Origin of the sequence: Streptomyces herbicida (assembly GCF_032656585.1) — a bacterium.
Classification (GTDB): Bacteria; Actinomycetota; Actinomycetes; order Streptomycetales; family Streptomycetaceae; genus Streptomyces; species Streptomyces herbicida.
This window is the reverse complement of sequence record NZ_JAUYWJ010000025.1, coordinates 107,007-121,941: the sequence shown is the minus strand read 5'-3', so window position 1 is coordinate 121,941 and position 14,935 is coordinate 107,007. Positions and strand designations below refer to the sequence as shown.

Annotated in this window: 16 protein-coding genes; 5 read left to right on the top strand and 11 right to left on the bottom strand. The window is 71.0% G+C overall.

The window, feature by feature from the left end:
• Window positions 1-6: 6 nt before the first annotated feature.
• The 5 genes from Q8A52_RS39365 to Q8A52_RS39345 all read right to left on the bottom strand — a co-directional run bounded on the left by Q8A52_RS39365 (window position 7) and on the right by Q8A52_RS39345 (window position 5,548).
• Window positions 7-900, bottom strand: a complete 894-nt coding sequence (locus tag Q8A52_RS39365) for a carbohydrate ABC transporter permease (RefSeq protein WP_316760862.1) — start codon at window positions 898-900, stop codon at window positions 7-9.
• 2 nt (window positions 901-902) lie between these two features.
• A complete protein-coding gene (locus Q8A52_RS39360; RefSeq protein ID WP_316760860.1) occupies window positions 903-1,844 on the bottom strand; it encodes a carbohydrate ABC transporter permease in 942 nt (313 codons plus the stop codon).
• Window positions 1,844-3,187, bottom strand: coding sequence for an ABC transporter substrate-binding protein (locus Q8A52_RS39355; RefSeq protein WP_316760858.1), 1,344 nt, complete (start codon window positions 3,185-3,187; stop codon window positions 1,844-1,846). Before Q8A52_RS39355 ends, Q8A52_RS39360 begins: the two co-directional genes overlap by 1 nt.
• Before the next feature lie 68 nt (window positions 3,188-3,255).
• Entirely contained in the window at window positions 3,256-4,467 is a 1,212-nt protein-coding gene (locus Q8A52_RS39350) for an ROK family transcriptional regulator (RefSeq protein ID WP_316760856.1), read from the bottom strand.
• Window positions 4,468-4,720: 253 nt separating this feature from the next.
• Entirely contained in the window at window positions 4,721-5,548 is an 828-nt protein-coding gene (locus Q8A52_RS39345) for a hypothetical protein (RefSeq protein ID WP_316760855.1), read from the bottom strand.
• A gap of 271 nt (window positions 5,549-5,819) precedes the next feature.
• Here Q8A52_RS39345 and Q8A52_RS39340 point away from each other — a divergent pair, with 271 nt between their 5' ends.
• Window positions 5,820-6,389 (top strand): hypothetical protein, encoded by a 570-nt coding sequence (locus Q8A52_RS39340; protein ID WP_316760853.1) that lies wholly within the window; start codon window positions 5,820-5,822, stop codon window positions 6,387-6,389.
• 7 nt (window positions 6,390-6,396) lie between these two features.
• Here Q8A52_RS39340 and Q8A52_RS39335 read toward each other — a convergent pair whose 3' ends face one another.
• From Q8A52_RS39335 to Q8A52_RS39325, 3 genes are all read right to left on the bottom strand, one after another.
• Window positions 6,397-6,531, bottom strand: a complete 135-nt coding sequence (locus Q8A52_RS39335) for a hypothetical protein (RefSeq protein ID WP_316760852.1) — start codon at window positions 6,529-6,531, stop codon at window positions 6,397-6,399.
• 475 nt (window positions 6,532-7,006) lie between these two features.
• Entirely contained in the window at window positions 7,007-7,186 is a 180-nt protein-coding gene (locus Q8A52_RS39330; protein ID WP_316760849.1) for a hypothetical protein, read from the bottom strand.
• 235 nt (window positions 7,187-7,421) lie between these two features.
• Window positions 7,422-8,522, bottom strand: a complete 1,101-nt coding sequence (locus tag Q8A52_RS39325; protein WP_316760846.1) for a mechanosensitive ion channel family protein — start codon at window positions 8,520-8,522, stop codon at window positions 7,422-7,424.
• A gap of 323 nt (window positions 8,523-8,845) precedes the next feature.
• Here Q8A52_RS39325 and Q8A52_RS39320 point away from each other — a divergent pair, with 323 nt between their 5' ends.
• On the top strand, window positions 8,846-9,382 hold the full coding sequence (locus tag Q8A52_RS39320) for an HNH endonuclease (RefSeq protein ID WP_186280906.1): 537 nt from the start codon (window positions 8,846-8,848) through the stop codon (window positions 9,380-9,382).
• An 88-nt stretch (window positions 9,383-9,470) separates the two neighbouring features.
• Here Q8A52_RS39320 and Q8A52_RS39315 read toward each other — a convergent pair whose 3' ends face one another.
• From Q8A52_RS39315 to Q8A52_RS39305, 3 genes are read right to left on the bottom strand one after another with little or no spacing between them, the layout of a single operon-like run.
• Window positions 9,471-10,826: an FtsX-like permease family protein gene (locus Q8A52_RS39315; protein WP_316760908.1), complete on the bottom strand. Its 1,356-nt coding sequence runs from the start codon at window positions 10,824-10,826 to the stop codon at window positions 9,471-9,473.
• The gene (locus Q8A52_RS39310; protein ID WP_316760838.1) at window positions 10,826-11,524 is read right to left on the bottom strand and encodes an ABC transporter ATP-binding protein; all 699 of its coding nucleotides are present in this window, start codon (window positions 11,522-11,524) and stop codon (window positions 10,826-10,828) included. Before Q8A52_RS39310 ends, Q8A52_RS39315 begins: the two co-directional genes overlap by 1 nt.
• Window positions 11,521-12,054 (bottom strand): PadR family transcriptional regulator, encoded by a 534-nt coding sequence (locus tag Q8A52_RS39305; protein ID WP_316760835.1) that lies wholly within the window; start codon window positions 12,052-12,054, stop codon window positions 11,521-11,523. The genes Q8A52_RS39310 and Q8A52_RS39305 overlap by 4 nt, the downstream gene beginning before the upstream one ends.
• 163 nt (window positions 12,055-12,217) lie before the next feature.
• Here Q8A52_RS39305 and Q8A52_RS39300 point away from each other — a divergent pair, with 163 nt between their 5' ends.
• The 3 genes from Q8A52_RS39300 (at window position 12,218) to Q8A52_RS39290 (ending at window position 14,901) form a co-directional block, all read left to right on the top strand.
• Entirely contained in the window at window positions 12,218-12,463 is a 246-nt protein-coding gene (locus Q8A52_RS39300; RefSeq protein ID WP_316760832.1) for a hypothetical protein, read from the top strand.
• A complete protein-coding gene (gene malQ / locus Q8A52_RS39295; protein WP_316760829.1) occupies window positions 12,464-14,545 on the top strand; it encodes a 4-alpha-glucanotransferase in 2,082 nt (693 codons plus the stop codon).
• 104 nt (window positions 14,546-14,649) lie between these two features.
• On the top strand, window positions 14,650-14,901 hold the full coding sequence (locus Q8A52_RS39290) for a hypothetical protein (protein ID WP_316760827.1): 252 nt from the start codon (window positions 14,650-14,652) through the stop codon (window positions 14,899-14,901).
• Window positions 14,902-14,935: the final 34 nt, after the last annotated feature.

The window sequence follows — 14,935 nt, the reverse complement described above, 5'->3', positions numbered from 1 at the left end:
ACGGGGTTAGCCCTTCACTCCGGTGAGCGTGACACCTTCGACAAACGCCTTCTGGGCGAAGAAGAACACGAGGATCACGGGGGCCATGACCAGCACCGTCGCGGCCATGGTGAGGTTCCAGTCGGTGTGGTGCGCGCCCTTGAACGACTCCAGGCCGTAGCTCAGCGTCCAGGCGCCCGGGTTCTCGGACGCGTAGATCTGTGGGCCGAAGTAGTCGTTCCAGGCGTAGAAGAACTGGAAGAGCGCGACGGCTGCGATGCCGGGCTTCGCCATGGGCAGGACGACCTTCAGCAAGGTCCGCAGGTCGCCGCAGCCGTCCACCCTGGCCGCGTCCAGATACTCGTTGGGGATGGTCATCAGGAACTGGCGCAGCAGGAAGATGGAGAACGCGTCGCCGAACGCCATCGGGATCATCAGCGGCCACAGCGTGCCGGACAGATCGAGCTGCTTCGCCCAGAACAGGTACATCGGGATGATGATCACCTGCGGTGGCAGCATCATCATCGAGATCACCAGCATGAGTGACAGGTTGCGGCCCCGAAAGCGGAACTTGGCGAGCGCGTACGCCACCGGGACGGACGACACGACCGTCAGGACGGTGCCCAGGCCGGCGTAGATCAGGGTGTTCTTCCACCAGGTCAGAAAGCCCGGGGTGTCGAACACCTTTTTGTAGTTGCCCCACTCCCAGGTGTGCGGGATCAGATCCCGGCTCAGGGCCTGGCTGTCGCTCATCAGCGAGGTCAGGAAGACGAACACGAAGGGCAGGGTGAAGAAGAGGGCGGCGGCGAGCCCGAGGGAGTGGACCGCGATCCACTCCAGGAGCGCCCTGCGGCGGGCGGTGCGCTCGGCGGGCGACACGGCTGGCCGCAGTTCCACCGGCTTGTCCAGTACCTGGGCCATGGTCAGTCACCTGCCTGGATGAGACCGCCCCGGCGCCGCATCAGGAGCGCGGTGAACGCCATCGACAGGGCGAAGAGGACGAGGGCGACGACGCACGCGGAGCCGTAGTCGAAGCGCTGGAAGCCGAGGTTGTAGACGAGCTGCGGGAGGGTGAGCGTGGACTTCTCCGGATAGCCGGGCTCGAACTGTGTGCCCGCGCCCTGGATCACCCCGGAGGCGACCTTTCCCGCGATCAGTGGCTGCGTGTAGTACTGCATCGTCTGGATCACTCCGGTGACGACCGCGAACATCACGATGGGGGAGATGTTCGGCAGCGTGACGTACCGGAAGCGCTGCCAGGCCGACGCGCCGTCCAGCTCGGCCGCCTCGTACTGCTCCGTCGGCACGTCGAGCAGCGCGGCCATGAAGATGACCATGAGGTCGCCGACGCCCCACAGGGCCAGCAGGGTGAGGGCCGGCTTGGACCAGGCCGGGTCGTTGAACCAGCCCGGCGCCGGCACGCCGATCTTCTCCAGGATGGAGTTGACCGGGCCCGTACCGGGGTTGAGCAGGAAGGCGAAGGCCATCGTGGCCGCGACCGGCGGGGCGAGGTAGGGCAGGTAGAAGAGGGTGCGGAAGACGCCCGTACCCGTCTTGATCTTTGTGATGAGCATGCCGACACCGAGTCCGAAGACGACCCGGAGGGTGACCATCACGAGGACCAGCCACAACGTGTTGCGCAGGGCGGGCCAGAAGAGGGGGTAGTGCTCGAAGACGTACGTCCAGTTCTTCGTTCCGCTCCACGTCGGCGGTTTGAAACCGTCGTAGTGCATGAACGAGAAATACACCGTCGAGATCAGCGGATACGCGAAGAACACCGCGAAGCCGATCAGCCAGGGCGACATGAAGGCGACCGTCCGAAGCGTCGCCCGGCGGCGCTTCGACGCGAGAGTGATGGCGCTCATCACTTCGCCTGGGCGATGTCCGTGTCGATCTGCGCGGCCGTCTTCTTCAGCCCCGCCTTCAGATCGGTGACCTTTCCGCTCTCGTAGTCGTATCCGAACTGCTGGATCGTCACCAGGTACACACCGCCGTTGATCGAGGCGGGAGTCGTCGTCGAATTCGGGTTCCCGGCGATGTCCAGGAACGTCTTGAACCGCGGGTCGTACTTCAGCTTCGGCGACTTCAGCGCGGCCAGTGTGGACGGCACGTTGTGGATGGCGTTGGAGAAGCCCACCACCGCGTCCGTGTCGGTGGTCATGTACTTGACCAACTCCCAGGCCGCGTTCTGCTTCTTGCTGGTGGCGGCGATGCCCGCGATGGTGCCGGTGATGTAGCCCTTGCCGTACTGGTCCGCCTGGTCGTCGGGGACGGGCAGCGGCGCGACGCCGATCTCGAACTTCGGCTTGGCCTCCTCGGCCATGCCCAGGCGCCACTCGCCGTCGAGCTGCATGGCGACCTGGCCGGTGTGGAAGGGGTGCTTGGCACCCCATTCGTCGCCGAGGGTGGAGCGGAACTTCTCCAGCTTCTGGAAGCCGCCGAGGTCGTCGACGAGCTTCTTCTGAAGCTTGAAACCGGCCTCGAACGCCGGGTCCTTGGCGAGGTCCGACTTTCCGCGGCTGTCGAAGTACGTGGGGGAGAACTGGGCGAAGTAGTGCTCCGTGGTGGATTCCCAGCCGTGGTAGTTCGGCATGAATCCGAGCTGCTTGTAGCTGTCGCCCTGGGTGATCGTCAGCTTCTTGGCATCGGCCTCGAATTCGGACCAGGTCTTCGGCGGGCCGGCGATGCCCGCCTTCTTGAACGCCGTCTTGTTGTAGTAGAGCCCGTACGCGTCACCCAGCAGCGGCACCGAGCAGCGATTGCCGTCGAACTGGGTGTACTCGTTCATCGCCTTCGGGAAGGTCGTCTCCGGGTCGATGCCCGACTTCTTGAAGAACGGGTTCAGATCGACCAGGGCGCCCGACGAGCAGAACTTGCCGACGTTGTTGGTGGTGAAGGAGGAGATGACGTCGGGGGCCCGGTCGCCGCCGGTGCGCAGCGCCTGGTTGATCTTGTCGTCGGTCATATTGCCGACGACATTCACATGGATGTTGGGGTGGACCTTCTCGAAGCCGGCGATCAGCGCCTTGATCCCGGCCACCTCGTTCGGCGCGCTCCAGGCGTGCCAGAAGTTGATGGTGGTGTCCTTGGAGGCGTCGTCATCGGCGCCGGAACTCGACTGGCCGGTACAGGCGGTGGTGAGCAGGACGGCGGAGGCGGTGAGGGCAAAAGCCGCCTTTCGGGCGACTTCGGGTATGGCTGTGGGCATGGCGAGGTCTCCCAGGGACGGGGCGTGGGTGAGAGGTGGAAGGGGAGGGGGGAGGGAGGTGCGGGGGCTCAGTGCGAGGTGTCGAAGACCTCGTCGCGGGTGGTCGCCAGCGCGGTCTCCAGAGCGCCGCGCAGCACGGGGTGTTCACGGACGTCGCCGACGACGAGCCGCGGACGGGGCGCGGCCAGCTCCTCCAACTCGGCCTGGACGAGAGCGCGCAGCACCTCGCCGCCTGCGCTGAGGGCGGCGCCGCTGAGGATGACGAGTTCGGGGTCGAGGACGGAGACGAGCGAGGCGAGGCCGGTGGCGAGCCGGGTCGCGTACGTCCGCAGCAGCTCGCGGTGGGGGCCGGTGGTGTGGTCGGCGGCCCGCGCCACGAGTTCGGCGGCGGCCTCCGCGTGCGGGCCCGTCGGCAGGTCCTCGATGCCGAGTTCCCGGGCCAGCCGGGGCACGGCCTGCGAACCGGCCAGCTCCTGGTAGCCGCCGCTGTTGGCCTTGGCCACCTGGCGCACCAGGGGAGTGCCCGGCACCGGCAGGAAGCCGACCTCGCCGGCGCCGCCGGTCCAGCCGCGGTGCAGCCGTCCGCCGAGGACCAGGGCGGCGCCGAGGCCCTCCTGGTTCCACAGGAGCACGAAGTCCGCGTGGCCCCGGGCCGCGCCCAGCCGCTGCTCGGCTATGGCGACGAGGTTCACGTCGTTCTCGTACTCGACCGGCATCGGCAGCGCGGCGGCGAGTTCGTCGAGCAGTGTGGGGGAGTGCCAGCCGGGCAGGTGGGAGGCGTAGCGCAGCCGGCCGGTGTTGGGGTCGAAGGCGCCGGGTGTGCCGATGACCAGCCGGTGGACGTCGGCCCGGGCCAGCCCCGCGGCCTTCACCGCGCCGTCCAGGGCGTCGGTGACCTGCTGGACGACGGGATGGGCGGGGCGCCGCCCCGGGGTCGGGAGTTCGTACTCGCCCACCGTGCGCCCGGTGATGTCGGCGACGGCGGCGCGGATGCGGCCGGGGGTGACGTCGAGCCCGGCGGCGTATGCGGCGGCCGGGTTGACCGAGTACAGCTGCGCGCTGGGGCCGGGCCGGCCCTCGCTGGTGCCGGTGGCCCGGACCAGTCCCGCCGACTCCAGGCGGGCCAGCAGCTGGGAGGCGGTCGGCTTGGAGAGGCCGGTGAGCTTTCCGATCCGGGTGCGCGACAGCGGGCCGTGCTCCAGCAGCAGGTCCAGTGCGGCGCGGTCGTTCATGGCGCGCAGGACGCGCGGGGTGCCCGGCGTGCCGGCGGTTCCAGCCATGGGGGTCGACACCTGCCTTTCCGACTGCCCAGCTTCCCAGTGACCTGGGCGGGAAGTCCACCCGGTGATCGTCGGACGGGGTACGCCGGCGATCACCGTTGATCACTGTTAAGAAAGTTTCCTATTGGGTGGGAGGAACGTAAGCCCAGGACGAAGGGGGCGTCAATAGACACCGCCCCCGAGGCAACAGACTCGTTACCTCGGGGGGCGGCGGGGGTGGCGGTGACCGGAGTGCCGGCCGGTGGTCCTGCGGCTAGTTCACCTTGACGTAGTCACCGGCGGCCTTCGCGGCGCCGGTGGTGGCCGTGCCCGCGAAGACATAGCGGAAGTAGCCGCTCTTCGACGCCTTCACCGTGGTGGACAGGGCCCCCGCGGTGCCGGAGGTCACCGTCCTGACGTCCTTGTAGGTGCTGGTGCCCGCGGCCCGGAACTGCAGGACGGCCTGCTGTCCCGTGTACCCGGAGTACTTGCCGGTCTCCCAGTCGGCCCGGGTCAGGCTGCCCTTGACCGTCAGGGTCTTGCCCTGCACCGCAGGCTCCGGAGTGGCGTTGACGGTCAGCTTCGCCGCGCGCTGCACCTTGGCGGTGGCCAGGTTGCCCCACATGGCCACCTCGGTCTCGGAGCTGAGGAAGTCGTCCGAGACCGTGCCGTCGGCGTGGGCGTACAGACCCGCCGCCTTCCAGGTGGTGGCGTCCGCGGCCTCGTACAGGGACTCCTGCGGGTCGACCGGGATCTGCTCGGAGCAGCTCTCGGTGACCGTGGTCTCCGTGGTGGCCGTCGTCGTGCAGCTGGGCATGATCTCGGGGTCCAGCTCGTTGGCGAGCGACCTCAGCGTGCCCCGGTAGAGGATGACCGCGGCGAAGGTCTTCCTGTTGTCGATGACCAGGTCGGCGGGCCGGGTCAGGGTGTACGTCACCGGCACGGTCACCGTCTTGCCGGTGCCGACGACGATCGCCTTGCCCTTGTTCACGGTCAGGTCGGAGAAGACCAGGTTCGGTGTCGCCGCCGACGCGGCGGGCGCGGCCAGGCCGGTCAGGGCCAGGGCACCGGACAGGGCGGCGCCTATGGCGAGCTTTCTCATGTATCCCCACATTCGAGAACGGGCCCCCGGGCGGCGTCGCGCTCCAGAACAAGGGCCCGTCGTGAGGGCGACCCTAGATGATCACCAGGTGCGAAGGAAACGCGATCGCCCTGTGAAGACCGTTTGAATCCAGGCGCCTGCCCCGGTTGATCACGACTGCGTCACGAACTCGGTCCTTGCTGGTCAGAGGGCTTACAGTCACAGCTTCCGCCGCTTTGATCCGCTTGCTCGGACAGACGGGTCCGACACGGAACGAGTGGAACGACGACACATGGCCCACCCGGGACGGCTCCTGCCGGCGCTCTGGCTGACCGCCCTCGCGCACTCCGTGCCCCTGATGCTGCTGCAAGCCCTGATGGGCTTCGTCGACGACGGGATCTCCTGGTCGACCGCGGCCGAGGCCGCCTCCTCCCTGCCGGTCTTCGCGGTCCTCTCGTTCGGCTATGCAGTCTGCCGGGCCCGCGCCTTGACGCGCAGGGCGCGGGGCACCGGGATCCCGGTCACCGCGGACGCCCTGAGGGACACCCAGTCGCACACCTTCCAAGGGGTCCCGTTCCCTCTCATACGGGCCGAACTTGCCGCGGCCGAGCGGGCGTTCGCCGTCCTGGGCGCGGATGCCGGGAACCCGGTACGACTGCGCTGGCGCCCGTTCCGCTCCCGGATGTCCGTACAGGCCTCGGTGACCTTCGACGAGGCCTCCGGCGACACCCGGCTGCAGGTGTCCGCCGGCGACGAACTGCCCCTGCTGCACCAGGGCGCCGCCTTCGTCGCGCTGTGCCAGATGGTCCGGTCGGCCACGCTCATGGACGCGGCGGGGAAGGCGAGGGGGAGAGCGGCATGACACGACGTCACGCGTGGGCGGCGCTGGCCCTGGTGTGCGCGGTCGTCCCGGCGGCGGCTTGTACGGCGACGTCCGGGAAGCCGAAGCCGAAGGCGAAGGTCTCCGCGTCCGCCTCCGCGCCGTCCTGCCGGGGCGGAACCATTCGGTGGTCCTCGGTGCACCGGGAGATCCGGCTGGCGGAGGTCTCCCCGGTCGTGAAGGTCCGCAAGAGCGACGGCGAGATCACGTTCCACCCCGTGCTCGTGCGCAACGTCGTGCCCCGGGTCGACACGAGCGACGGCAGCGTGCCCGCGCACCGTGTCCTCGCCGCCCTCGCCAAGCACCTCAAGTGGTGGGGCACCGAGGAACTGGCGGCTCCGGGGGAGGAGTCGGCCGACCGGGAACGTCACCCCGTCGAGTCCGACTTCCTCGGGCGCGGCGGGCGCTTCGTCGAGGCCGAGGGGATCCAGGTCGTCGAGGCGAGCTTCACCGCCGACTGCCCCGGCCATGACGTCTACGGCAGCGTGACGACGTGGTTCGGCAGCTACGGCTCCTCCCTGGCCTGCGGAGTGGACCCCGGCGACGAGGCCTGGGTCCGGGAGGCGTACCGGCTGACGTGCGGGGGCGCTTGGACCCGCTCAGCCCTTGAGGAACCGGGCGGTGTCGGGAGTGGGGTAGGGAGCCGGGAGGGGGAGTGGCTCGCCCAGGCCCACTTTGGCCTCGTCGCGGTAGTACGCCTTGGTGGGGTCGTCGCCGCGCACGACGGGAGCGGTGTAGCAGTGGGCCGACTTGGTGTTGCGGTTTACCAGGATGTACACGGGGATGCCTGCGGCAGCGTAGGTGCGCAGCTTGGGGCCGGTGCCCGACCAATGGTTGGTCGAGGTCAGATCGGTTCCGCGCTCATCGCTCGATCTCCTTGTCGCGCTGGTGCCAGGCTAAGCCCGCCCCGGGTGCCCCGGCAGAACGATGGGGCACCCAGCGCCCTCACGGCGCCGGATGCCCCGGTCGTTCACTCGAACAAGCGTGCTGAAACCGTTCCCCGGCCTCCGCCCCCTACTTCGCCGGAGGCACCGCCCGCTGCGGAGCGATGGCTGTCGCCGCCATCGACTGCGGGGAGTCCGCGTTGGAGAACACCGACGGTGCCGCGACCACCGCCGTCGGGTCGGGGGCCTCTTCCTCCATCAGGGCCGTCGCGCCGCCCACGATGCGGATCTGCGCCGCGTCGAAGGCACGCTTGATGCGCCAGCGGAGCTCGCGCTCGACGGTCACCGACTTGCCGGGCATGGTCTTGGCCGAGACACGGACCACCATCGAGTCGATCAGGACGGAATCCAGGCCCAGGACCTCGATCGGACCCCACAGGAGCTCGTTCCAGGGCTCCTCCTTGCTCATCTTCTCGGCGACCTCGTCGAGGGTGGCCTTCACCCGGTCCAGGTCCTCGGCGGACCTCACCGTCACGTCCACGCCGGCCGTCGCCCAGCCCTGGGACAGGTTGCCGATGCGCTTGACCTCGCCGTTGCGGACGTACCAGATCTCGCCGTTGGCGCCGCGCAGCTTGGTCACCCGCAGGCCGACCTCGATGACCTCGCCCGAGGCGACGCCCGCGTCGATCTGGTCGCCGACGCCGTACTGGTCCTCGAGGATCATGAACACGCCGGAGAGGAAGTCGGTGACCAGGTTGCGGGCACCGAAACCGATCGCCACACCGGCCACACCGGCGGACGCCAGCAGCGGGGCCAGGTTGATCTGGAAGGTGGACAGGATCATCAGCGCGGCCGTGCCGAGGATCAGGAACGAGGCGACCGACCTGAGCACCGAGCCGATCGCCTGCGAGCGCTGACGGCGGCGCTCGACGTTGACCAGCAGACCGCCCAGAGTCGTGCCGTCGGCCGACCCGACGGTCCGGTTCATCCGGTCGATCAGCTTGGTGATCGCCCGCAGCACGACCTTTCTCAGCACCGCCGCGATCACCAGGATCAGCAGGACCCTGAGCCCGATGGCGAGCCACGTCGACCAGTTCTGCTCGACCCAGCCGGCGGCGTTGGTCGCGCTCTCCTGGGCGTCCTGGAGCGTGGGAACCGCCGGGGTCGTCGACCCGCTGGGAGTCGGCGACGGCGACGAACCGGCGGCCAGTAGGACGGCGGGCAAGGACACGGCAGGTACCTCCAGGTGCTGCACTGCCCCGTCCGAAACGGCGGTCAAGGTCGTCAAGGTCGTCAAGGTCACGGAAAGGTCACCGGACGGGCAGAGCCACCACACTAACGGGGCATCGTGTGTGCGACCGCCGCTTACGAAAAGGAGAGACCGTGCTCACCTGCGCTTGAACAGGCCTTGATCCTGGGGATGAAGCAGGTGTGGTCGAAAACACTCCCAGCCCGTTACCGGGACATGGTGGCGCTTCCACCAGGCATGAGGGGAGACTGACTGCAGATCGTCCCGGCGCGAGCCACGCGCCGCCGACGCCCAAGGAGGCACCCGTGCCGCATGTCCTGGTCCTCAACGCGTCGTACGAGCCCCTTGGCGTCGTACCGCTCCGCCGCGCGCTCGTCCTCGTCCTCGAGAACAAGGCAGTCTGTCTCGAGGAGTCCGGCGCCTTCATGCACAGCGCAACCGTCACAGTCCCCGCACCCAGCGTGGTCCGGCTCAAGCGATTCGTACGGGTTCCCTACCGGGGGCCCGTTCCTCTCACCCGGCGGGCGCTGTTCGCCCGTGACGGGGGCCGGTGCATGTACTGCGGTGGCGTCGCAACCAGCGTCGACCACGTCATCCCGCGCAGTCGCGGGGGCAAACACGTCTGGGACAACGTGGTGGCGTCCTGCCGCCGCTGCAACCACGTGAAGGCCGACCGGCATCTCTTCGAGATCGGCTGGCGCCTGCGCCACAAGCCGGCTCCACCCACCGGCCTGGCCTGGCGCATCATCGGCACCGGCCATAGGGACCCGCGCTGGCTGCCGTACTTGCAGCCGTACGGCGCGGACGACGCCATGGCCCGGATCGACGGCATTTCCGCCTGACGACCCGGGCCTTCGCGCACCCGGGGCACGCGCGTGCTCCGGTCCCGGGGGTCCCCTGTGCCCCCGGGGCCGGACACCTGTCCGGCGATCATGCGTAGCGCAGCTGCACGGGGTGCGCCGAGCGGCGCAGCAGCGGGAGCGAGGTGGCCGCCGCCAGCAGACAGCACGCGTAGACGCCCACCGGGACCAGCAGCGCGGCGTACGGCACGGCCTGGGTGACGTATTCGTCTGCCAGCGAGCCGTACCAGATGCCGATGGCCATGCCGCCCGCGCCCGCCAGCGCGACCGCGGGGGCCAGCGGCAGTGCGGTCTCCAGGAGCAGCGCCCGGCCGAGCACCGCCCGCGGCACCCCGGCGGCGACCTGAGCGGCCAGGCCCCGGCGGCGGTCGGCCAGTGACTCGGCGGTGCCGACGGCGAGGCCGGACAGGGTGATCGCGAGGGCGACGAGGATCGCCGCGCCCGTCAGGTCGAGGCCCGTCGTGTAGAAGGACATGCGCATGCCGAGGTGGTCCTCGCGTGCCATGCCGTGCAGATCGGCGAGGAACGCCTGGCGGACGCCGACGAAGCCCGTGCCGACGATCGTGACCAGCAGCACCGCCGCATGCGTACGGGCCGCCGCCCACGGGTCGTCGCGCAGCCGTTCCGCCGCGATCAGCGTGGCCGCGGAACGGGCCCGGCCCGCCAGCAGCCGTCCGACCAGCCCGGCCGTGCCCCCGGCCAGCCACACCGTGCCCGCGCCGACCACGAGGACCAGACCGAACGCCGTCAGCGGGACCTGCCCGCGGTCCCGGCTGGATGTGTTCATGACGGCCCACAGCGCCAGCAGCAGCACGACCAGCACCCCGCCCACGAACAGGAACCCCGGCCCCCGCCCGCTGCTCGGCCGCACCCTGCGCACCCACCCGAGGGGCGAGGCCACCACCCGGCGCAGTGCCAGCACACCGGCCGCGGCGCCCAGCACCGGCACACCGAGGGCGACCAGCGCCATTCCGGCCCAGGTGACGGCGCTCGGGCTGTCCCACAGGCCCAGCAGGACCGGGATGGTGACAGCGGTGGAGAGGGCCGAGCCCAGCAGACAGGCCGGCCCCGTCTCCAGCGCGGCGATCCGGCGCACCTGGGCCGGAGTGGCCCCCGCGAGCCGCAGACCGGCCAGCCGCCGGTCGCGGTGGACGGCGCCGATCCGGGCGCACTGGCCGAGGAAGCCCAGCACCGGCACCAGCAGGAGCAGCAGACTGACGATCACGCCCGAGCGCTCACCGGGGTTGTCCAGCAGACCGCTGCCGAAGGAAACCCGGTGGTATCCGCGCACCGAGGCCAGCGCCACGGCCGCGAGGGCGAACCCGGTGGCGAGCGCCGCCCCCACCGCGGTGAGCGCGAGCCGCCACCACTCACGCCGGTCGGACCCCCGGGTCAGCTGCCAGGCGAGACGGGCGTCGGCGGCGATCACGCGGCCACCTCCAGCGGTGCCACGGTGCCGTCGCTCAGCCGCACCTCGCGGTCCGCGTACGCCGCGACCTGGGCGTCGTGCGTGATCAGCAGCACCGCTGTGCCCGACTCGCGGGCCGTGTGCGCCAGGGACGTCATCACCTGCTCGCTCGCCAGCGAGTCCAGCGCCCCCGTCGGCTCGTCCGCGAAGACCACCTTCGGGTCCGTCACCAGCGCCCGGGCCAGCGCGACCCGTTGCGCCTGGCCGCCGCTCATCTCCCCCGGCCGCAGTTCCTCCTGCCCGCGCACCCCGAACCGCTCCAGCCACTCGCCCGCCCGCGCCCGCGCCTCCGTGCGCGCCACTCCGGCCAGCATCAGCGGCAGCGCCACGTTGTCGGCGGCGGTCAGCTCCGGGATCAGCTGCCCGAACTGGAAGACCACGCCGAAGTCGGAGCGCCGCAGTTCGCTCAGCCGCTTCTCCGGCAGCTGGTCGAGGCGCAGTCCGGCGTAGGCCACCGACCCCTGGTCCGGGCGGACGATGCCCGCCAGGCAGTGCAGCAGTGTGGACTTGCCGCTGCCGCTGGCTCCGGTCACCGCGAGGATCTCGCCGGCGTGCAGCTCGACCGAGGCGCCGCGCAGCGCTCGCGTCCTGCCGTGTGCCTTGACGAGGTCCCGGCCCGCCAGAAGCGGCGCCGAAGCGTCCCCCTTGTTGCTCATGCTGCGTCGACCTCCGCGGTCAGAGTGGTCAGCCGGGCCGCCGTGGTGTTCATCCAGCGGAGGTCGGCGTCGAGGTGGTTGAGGGCGTAGTCCGCCGAGAGAACGGTCGCCAGATCGGCGGTCCCGGCGGTCTTGAGGGTCGTCAGTTCCCGCATCCGCTCCATGTGCGCGGCGCGCTGGGCGCGGAGGTAGGCGGCCGGGTCGCCGCCCGCGAGGATCGACACGACGACCTTGGCGAAGATCTCGTTCGCCACGAAGGGCGCCGGCGGGGCGATCTCGCGGGCCCACCGGGCCAGTTCGTGCGAACCGGAGTCCGTCGAGCGGTACAGCGTCCGCTCCGGTCCGCCGTCGGCGTCGGTGCCGTCGACCTCCGCGAGACCGTCGCGTACCAGGCGCTGCAAGGTCGTGTAGACCTGCCCATAGGCCAGCGGGCGAGCCTGCGGGAAGCGTTCGTCGTGGCGTCGCTTGAGGTCGTAGCCATGGCTCGGCCCCGCCTCGAGCAGCCCCAGAAGGATGTGCCGGGTGCTCATGGAGATCAGTATGCACTGGATACATGTACTGAGTGAATAGTGGGGCGCCCGTCCGACGCCCATCCGCACTCCACCGGCTGTCGAGAGTGCGTTCCCGCCCGCTGGGTAGGCCTGCCCGTATCCGGCAGACGCCGGTGTCCGACGTACCGAGAAGGAGGCCCCCGTGGCCGCACCGGCTCACATCCCGCTCCCGGCCCAGTTCAAACCCGTGGCGGAGCCGTCCGCCGAACCCGAGGACCCCCACTTCTGTGTCTTCAGCGCGGAGGGCGCCTTCGCCGAGGCCCCGCTGACCAGCGAGCCTCCGCTGCCCGACGCCGAGCCCCTCACCAGCGAGCCGCCCCTCGCCGACGCCGCCCCGCTGACCAGCGAGTCCGACGCGACCGCGGACTGCTACCGCCCGGGGTCGTAGATGACCGCGCCCGGGCCCCCCGACGAGGAGCTGTCCCGGCTCGCCGGCCTGCACGGCGTCGCCACCTCCTACAGCCCGTCCCCGGACCGCACGGTCGCCGCGTCCGCCACCGCCGTCGTCGCCGCCCTGGCCGCGCTCGGTGTCGACGCGAGCACCCCGGAGGCCGCCAGCTCCGCACTCGCCGCCCGCGAGAGCGAACTGCGCGAGCGGCTGCTGCCGCCCACGGTGGTTCACTGGACCGACACCCCCGGCGAAGGCCCCGCCGCCCTCGCCACGCTCCCGCCCGGCACCCGGCTGCGCATCGAGACCGAACACGGCGAGACCCTCACCTCCGCCGAGCCGCTCCCGGCCGGCGTCCACCGGGTGATGGCCACCGCCCCCGACGGACGTACCGCCGAGACCCATCTGATCGTCGCCCCGGCCCGGCTGCCCTCGCCCCCCGGACGCTCGTACGGACTCCTCGTCCAGCTCTACTCGCTCCTGTCCCGGCGCTCCTGGGGCATGGGCGACCTCGGCGACCTGGCCGAGCTGGCCGCCTGGGCCGGACGCACCGCCGGTGCCGGATTCGTGCAGGTCAACCCGTTGCACGCGGCCGTACTCGGCGCCCCCACCGACCCCTCGCCCTACCGGCCCTCCTCGCGCCGCTTCCCCGACCCGGTGCATCTGCGGGTGGAGAGCGTCCCCGAATTCGCGTACGTCACCGACCACGAGCGGGTCCACGCCCTGCTGGAGCGGGCGCAACGGCTGCGCGCCGCGGTACTGGACAAGGGCGCGCTGATCGACCGGGACGCGGTGTGGGAGCTCAAGCGGAAGGCGCTGGAGCTGGTGCGGGACGTGCCCCTGGGGCCCGGACGGCAGGCCGACTACGCCGACTTCCTCGCCCGGGAGGGGCAGGCGCTGGAGGACCACGCCACCTGGTGCGCGCTCGCCGAGGTGCACGGCTCCGACTGGCACCGCTGGCCCGCCGGCCTGCGCGACCCCCGCTCGCCCGCGGTCGCCCGCGCCCGCACCGAGCTGATGGACCGCGTCGACTTCCACTCCTGGCTCGCCTGGCTCACCGACGCCCAGCTCACCGCCGCCCAGCGCGCCGCCCGCGAGGCGGGCATGCCGGTCGGGATCGTGCACGACCTGGCGGTCGGCGTGCACCCCGCGGGCGCCGACGCCTGGGCACAGCAGGAGTACTTCGCCGCCGGGATGTCGGTGGGCGCCCCGCCCGACGCCTTCAACGCCCACGGCCAGGACTGGGGCCTGCCGCCCTGGCGACCGGACCGCCTGGCCGCCACCGGCCATGCCCCCTACCGCCGCCTCCTGCGCGCCCTGTTCCGCTACGCCGGCGCCCTGCGCATCGACCACGTCATGGGCCTGTTCCGGCTGTGGTGGGTGCCCCAGGGACAGCCACCGACCGAGGGCACCTACGTCCGTTACGACGCCGAGGCCATGCTCGCCCTCCTCGCCCTGGAGGCCTCCCGGGCCGGAGCCGTGGTGATCGGTGAGGACCTCGGCACCGTGGAGCCGGGAGTGCGCGAGACGCTCGAGCGGCGCGGGGTGCTCGGTACGTCCGTGCTCTGGTTCGAACGGGACTGGGAGGGCGAGGGGCACCCCCTGCCGCCCGCCCGCTGGCGCGCCGACTGCCTGGCCACCGCCACCACCCACGACCTGCCGTCCACCGCCGCCCGCCTCACCGGCGAGCACGTCGAACTGCGTGACCGACTCGGCCTGTTGACCCAACCGCTGGAAGAGGAACGCGCGGCGGCCGCAGCGGACACCGCGGAGTGGCTGGCCCTGCTCACCCGACTCGGCCTGCTCCAGGGCACGGCCGGAGGCCACTCGCCCGCCACCGAGGAGGCGGAGATCCAGGCCGTCCACCGCTTTCTGCTGCGCACACCCGCCCGCATGATCGGCGTCTGGCTCCCGGACGGCGTCGGCGACCGCCGCCCGCAGAACCTCCCCGGCACCTGGGACCAGTACCCGAACTGGCGCCTGCCCATCGCCGACACCGAGGGCCGCCCGGTGAGCCTGGAGGAGCTGACCGCCTCACCACGGCTGCACGCGCTCCTCGAGGTGCTGCGGGAGGGGCGGTGAAAGCGGGCACCGGGAGGGGTGGCGAAGAAGGGCACGAAGCCCGCGCGCCCGCGTACGGCACCCCCGGGCGCGCGCCCTGTTCAGGCGTTCGCTACTTTTGCACTGTGGACAAGAAGAACGCCCTGCGCGCCGGCGCCCTGGCCGCCGGTACGACGCTGATGATGCTGCTCATGTCGTCCCCCGCGCTCGCGCTCGCCCGCGACGACGGCGACGACCCCGGCCAGGGCCTGAGCGTCGTCGAGACGCTGGCCCTCTATGTCGTGGCCCCGATCGTCCTGTTCGTCGTCATCACCGGTCTGGTGATGATCCTGGACAAGTCCAAGATCCGCGTGACCAAGCCCGGGGCGAAGGCCTGAGCCAAAGCTGACCTGCACGCCGAGGGCGCCGTCC

Coding starts and splice junctions, on each gene's coding strand:
- Q8A52_RS39310 (WP_316760838.1), bottom strand. CDS start 11,524: ATGAGCAACAAGGGGGACGCTTCGGCGCCGCTTCTGGCGGGCCGGGAC.
- Q8A52_RS39345 (WP_316760855.1), bottom strand. CDS start 5,548: ATGAGAAAGCTCGCCATAGGCGCCGCCCTGTCCGGTGCCCTGGCCCTG.
- Q8A52_RS39360 (WP_316760860.1), bottom strand. CDS start 1,844: ATGAGCGCCATCACTCTCGCGTCGAAGCGCCGCCGGGCGACGCTTCGG.
- Q8A52_RS39355 (WP_316760858.1), bottom strand. CDS start 3,187: ATGCCCACAGCCATACCCGAAGTCGCCCGAAAGGCGGCTTTTGCCCTC.
- Q8A52_RS39335 (WP_316760852.1), bottom strand. CDS start 6,531: ATGGTTCCGCCCCGGCAGGACGGCGCGGAGGCGGACGCGGAGACCTTC.
- malQ (WP_316760829.1), top strand. CDS start 12,464: ATGACCGCGCCCGGGCCCCCCGACGAGGAGCTGTCCCGGCTCGCCGGC.
- Q8A52_RS39365 (WP_316760862.1), bottom strand. CDS start 900: ATGGCCCAGGTACTGGACAAGCCGGTGGAACTGCGGCCAGCCGTGTCG.
- Q8A52_RS39350 (WP_316760856.1), bottom strand. CDS start 4,467: ATGGCTGGAACCGCCGGCACGCCGGGCACCCCGCGCGTCCTGCGCGCC.
- Q8A52_RS39305 (WP_316760835.1), bottom strand. CDS start 12,054: ATGAGCACCCGGCACATCCTTCTGGGGCTGCTCGAGGCGGGGCCGAGC.
- Q8A52_RS39340 (WP_316760853.1), top strand. CDS start 5,820: ATGGCCCACCCGGGACGGCTCCTGCCGGCGCTCTGGCTGACCGCCCTC.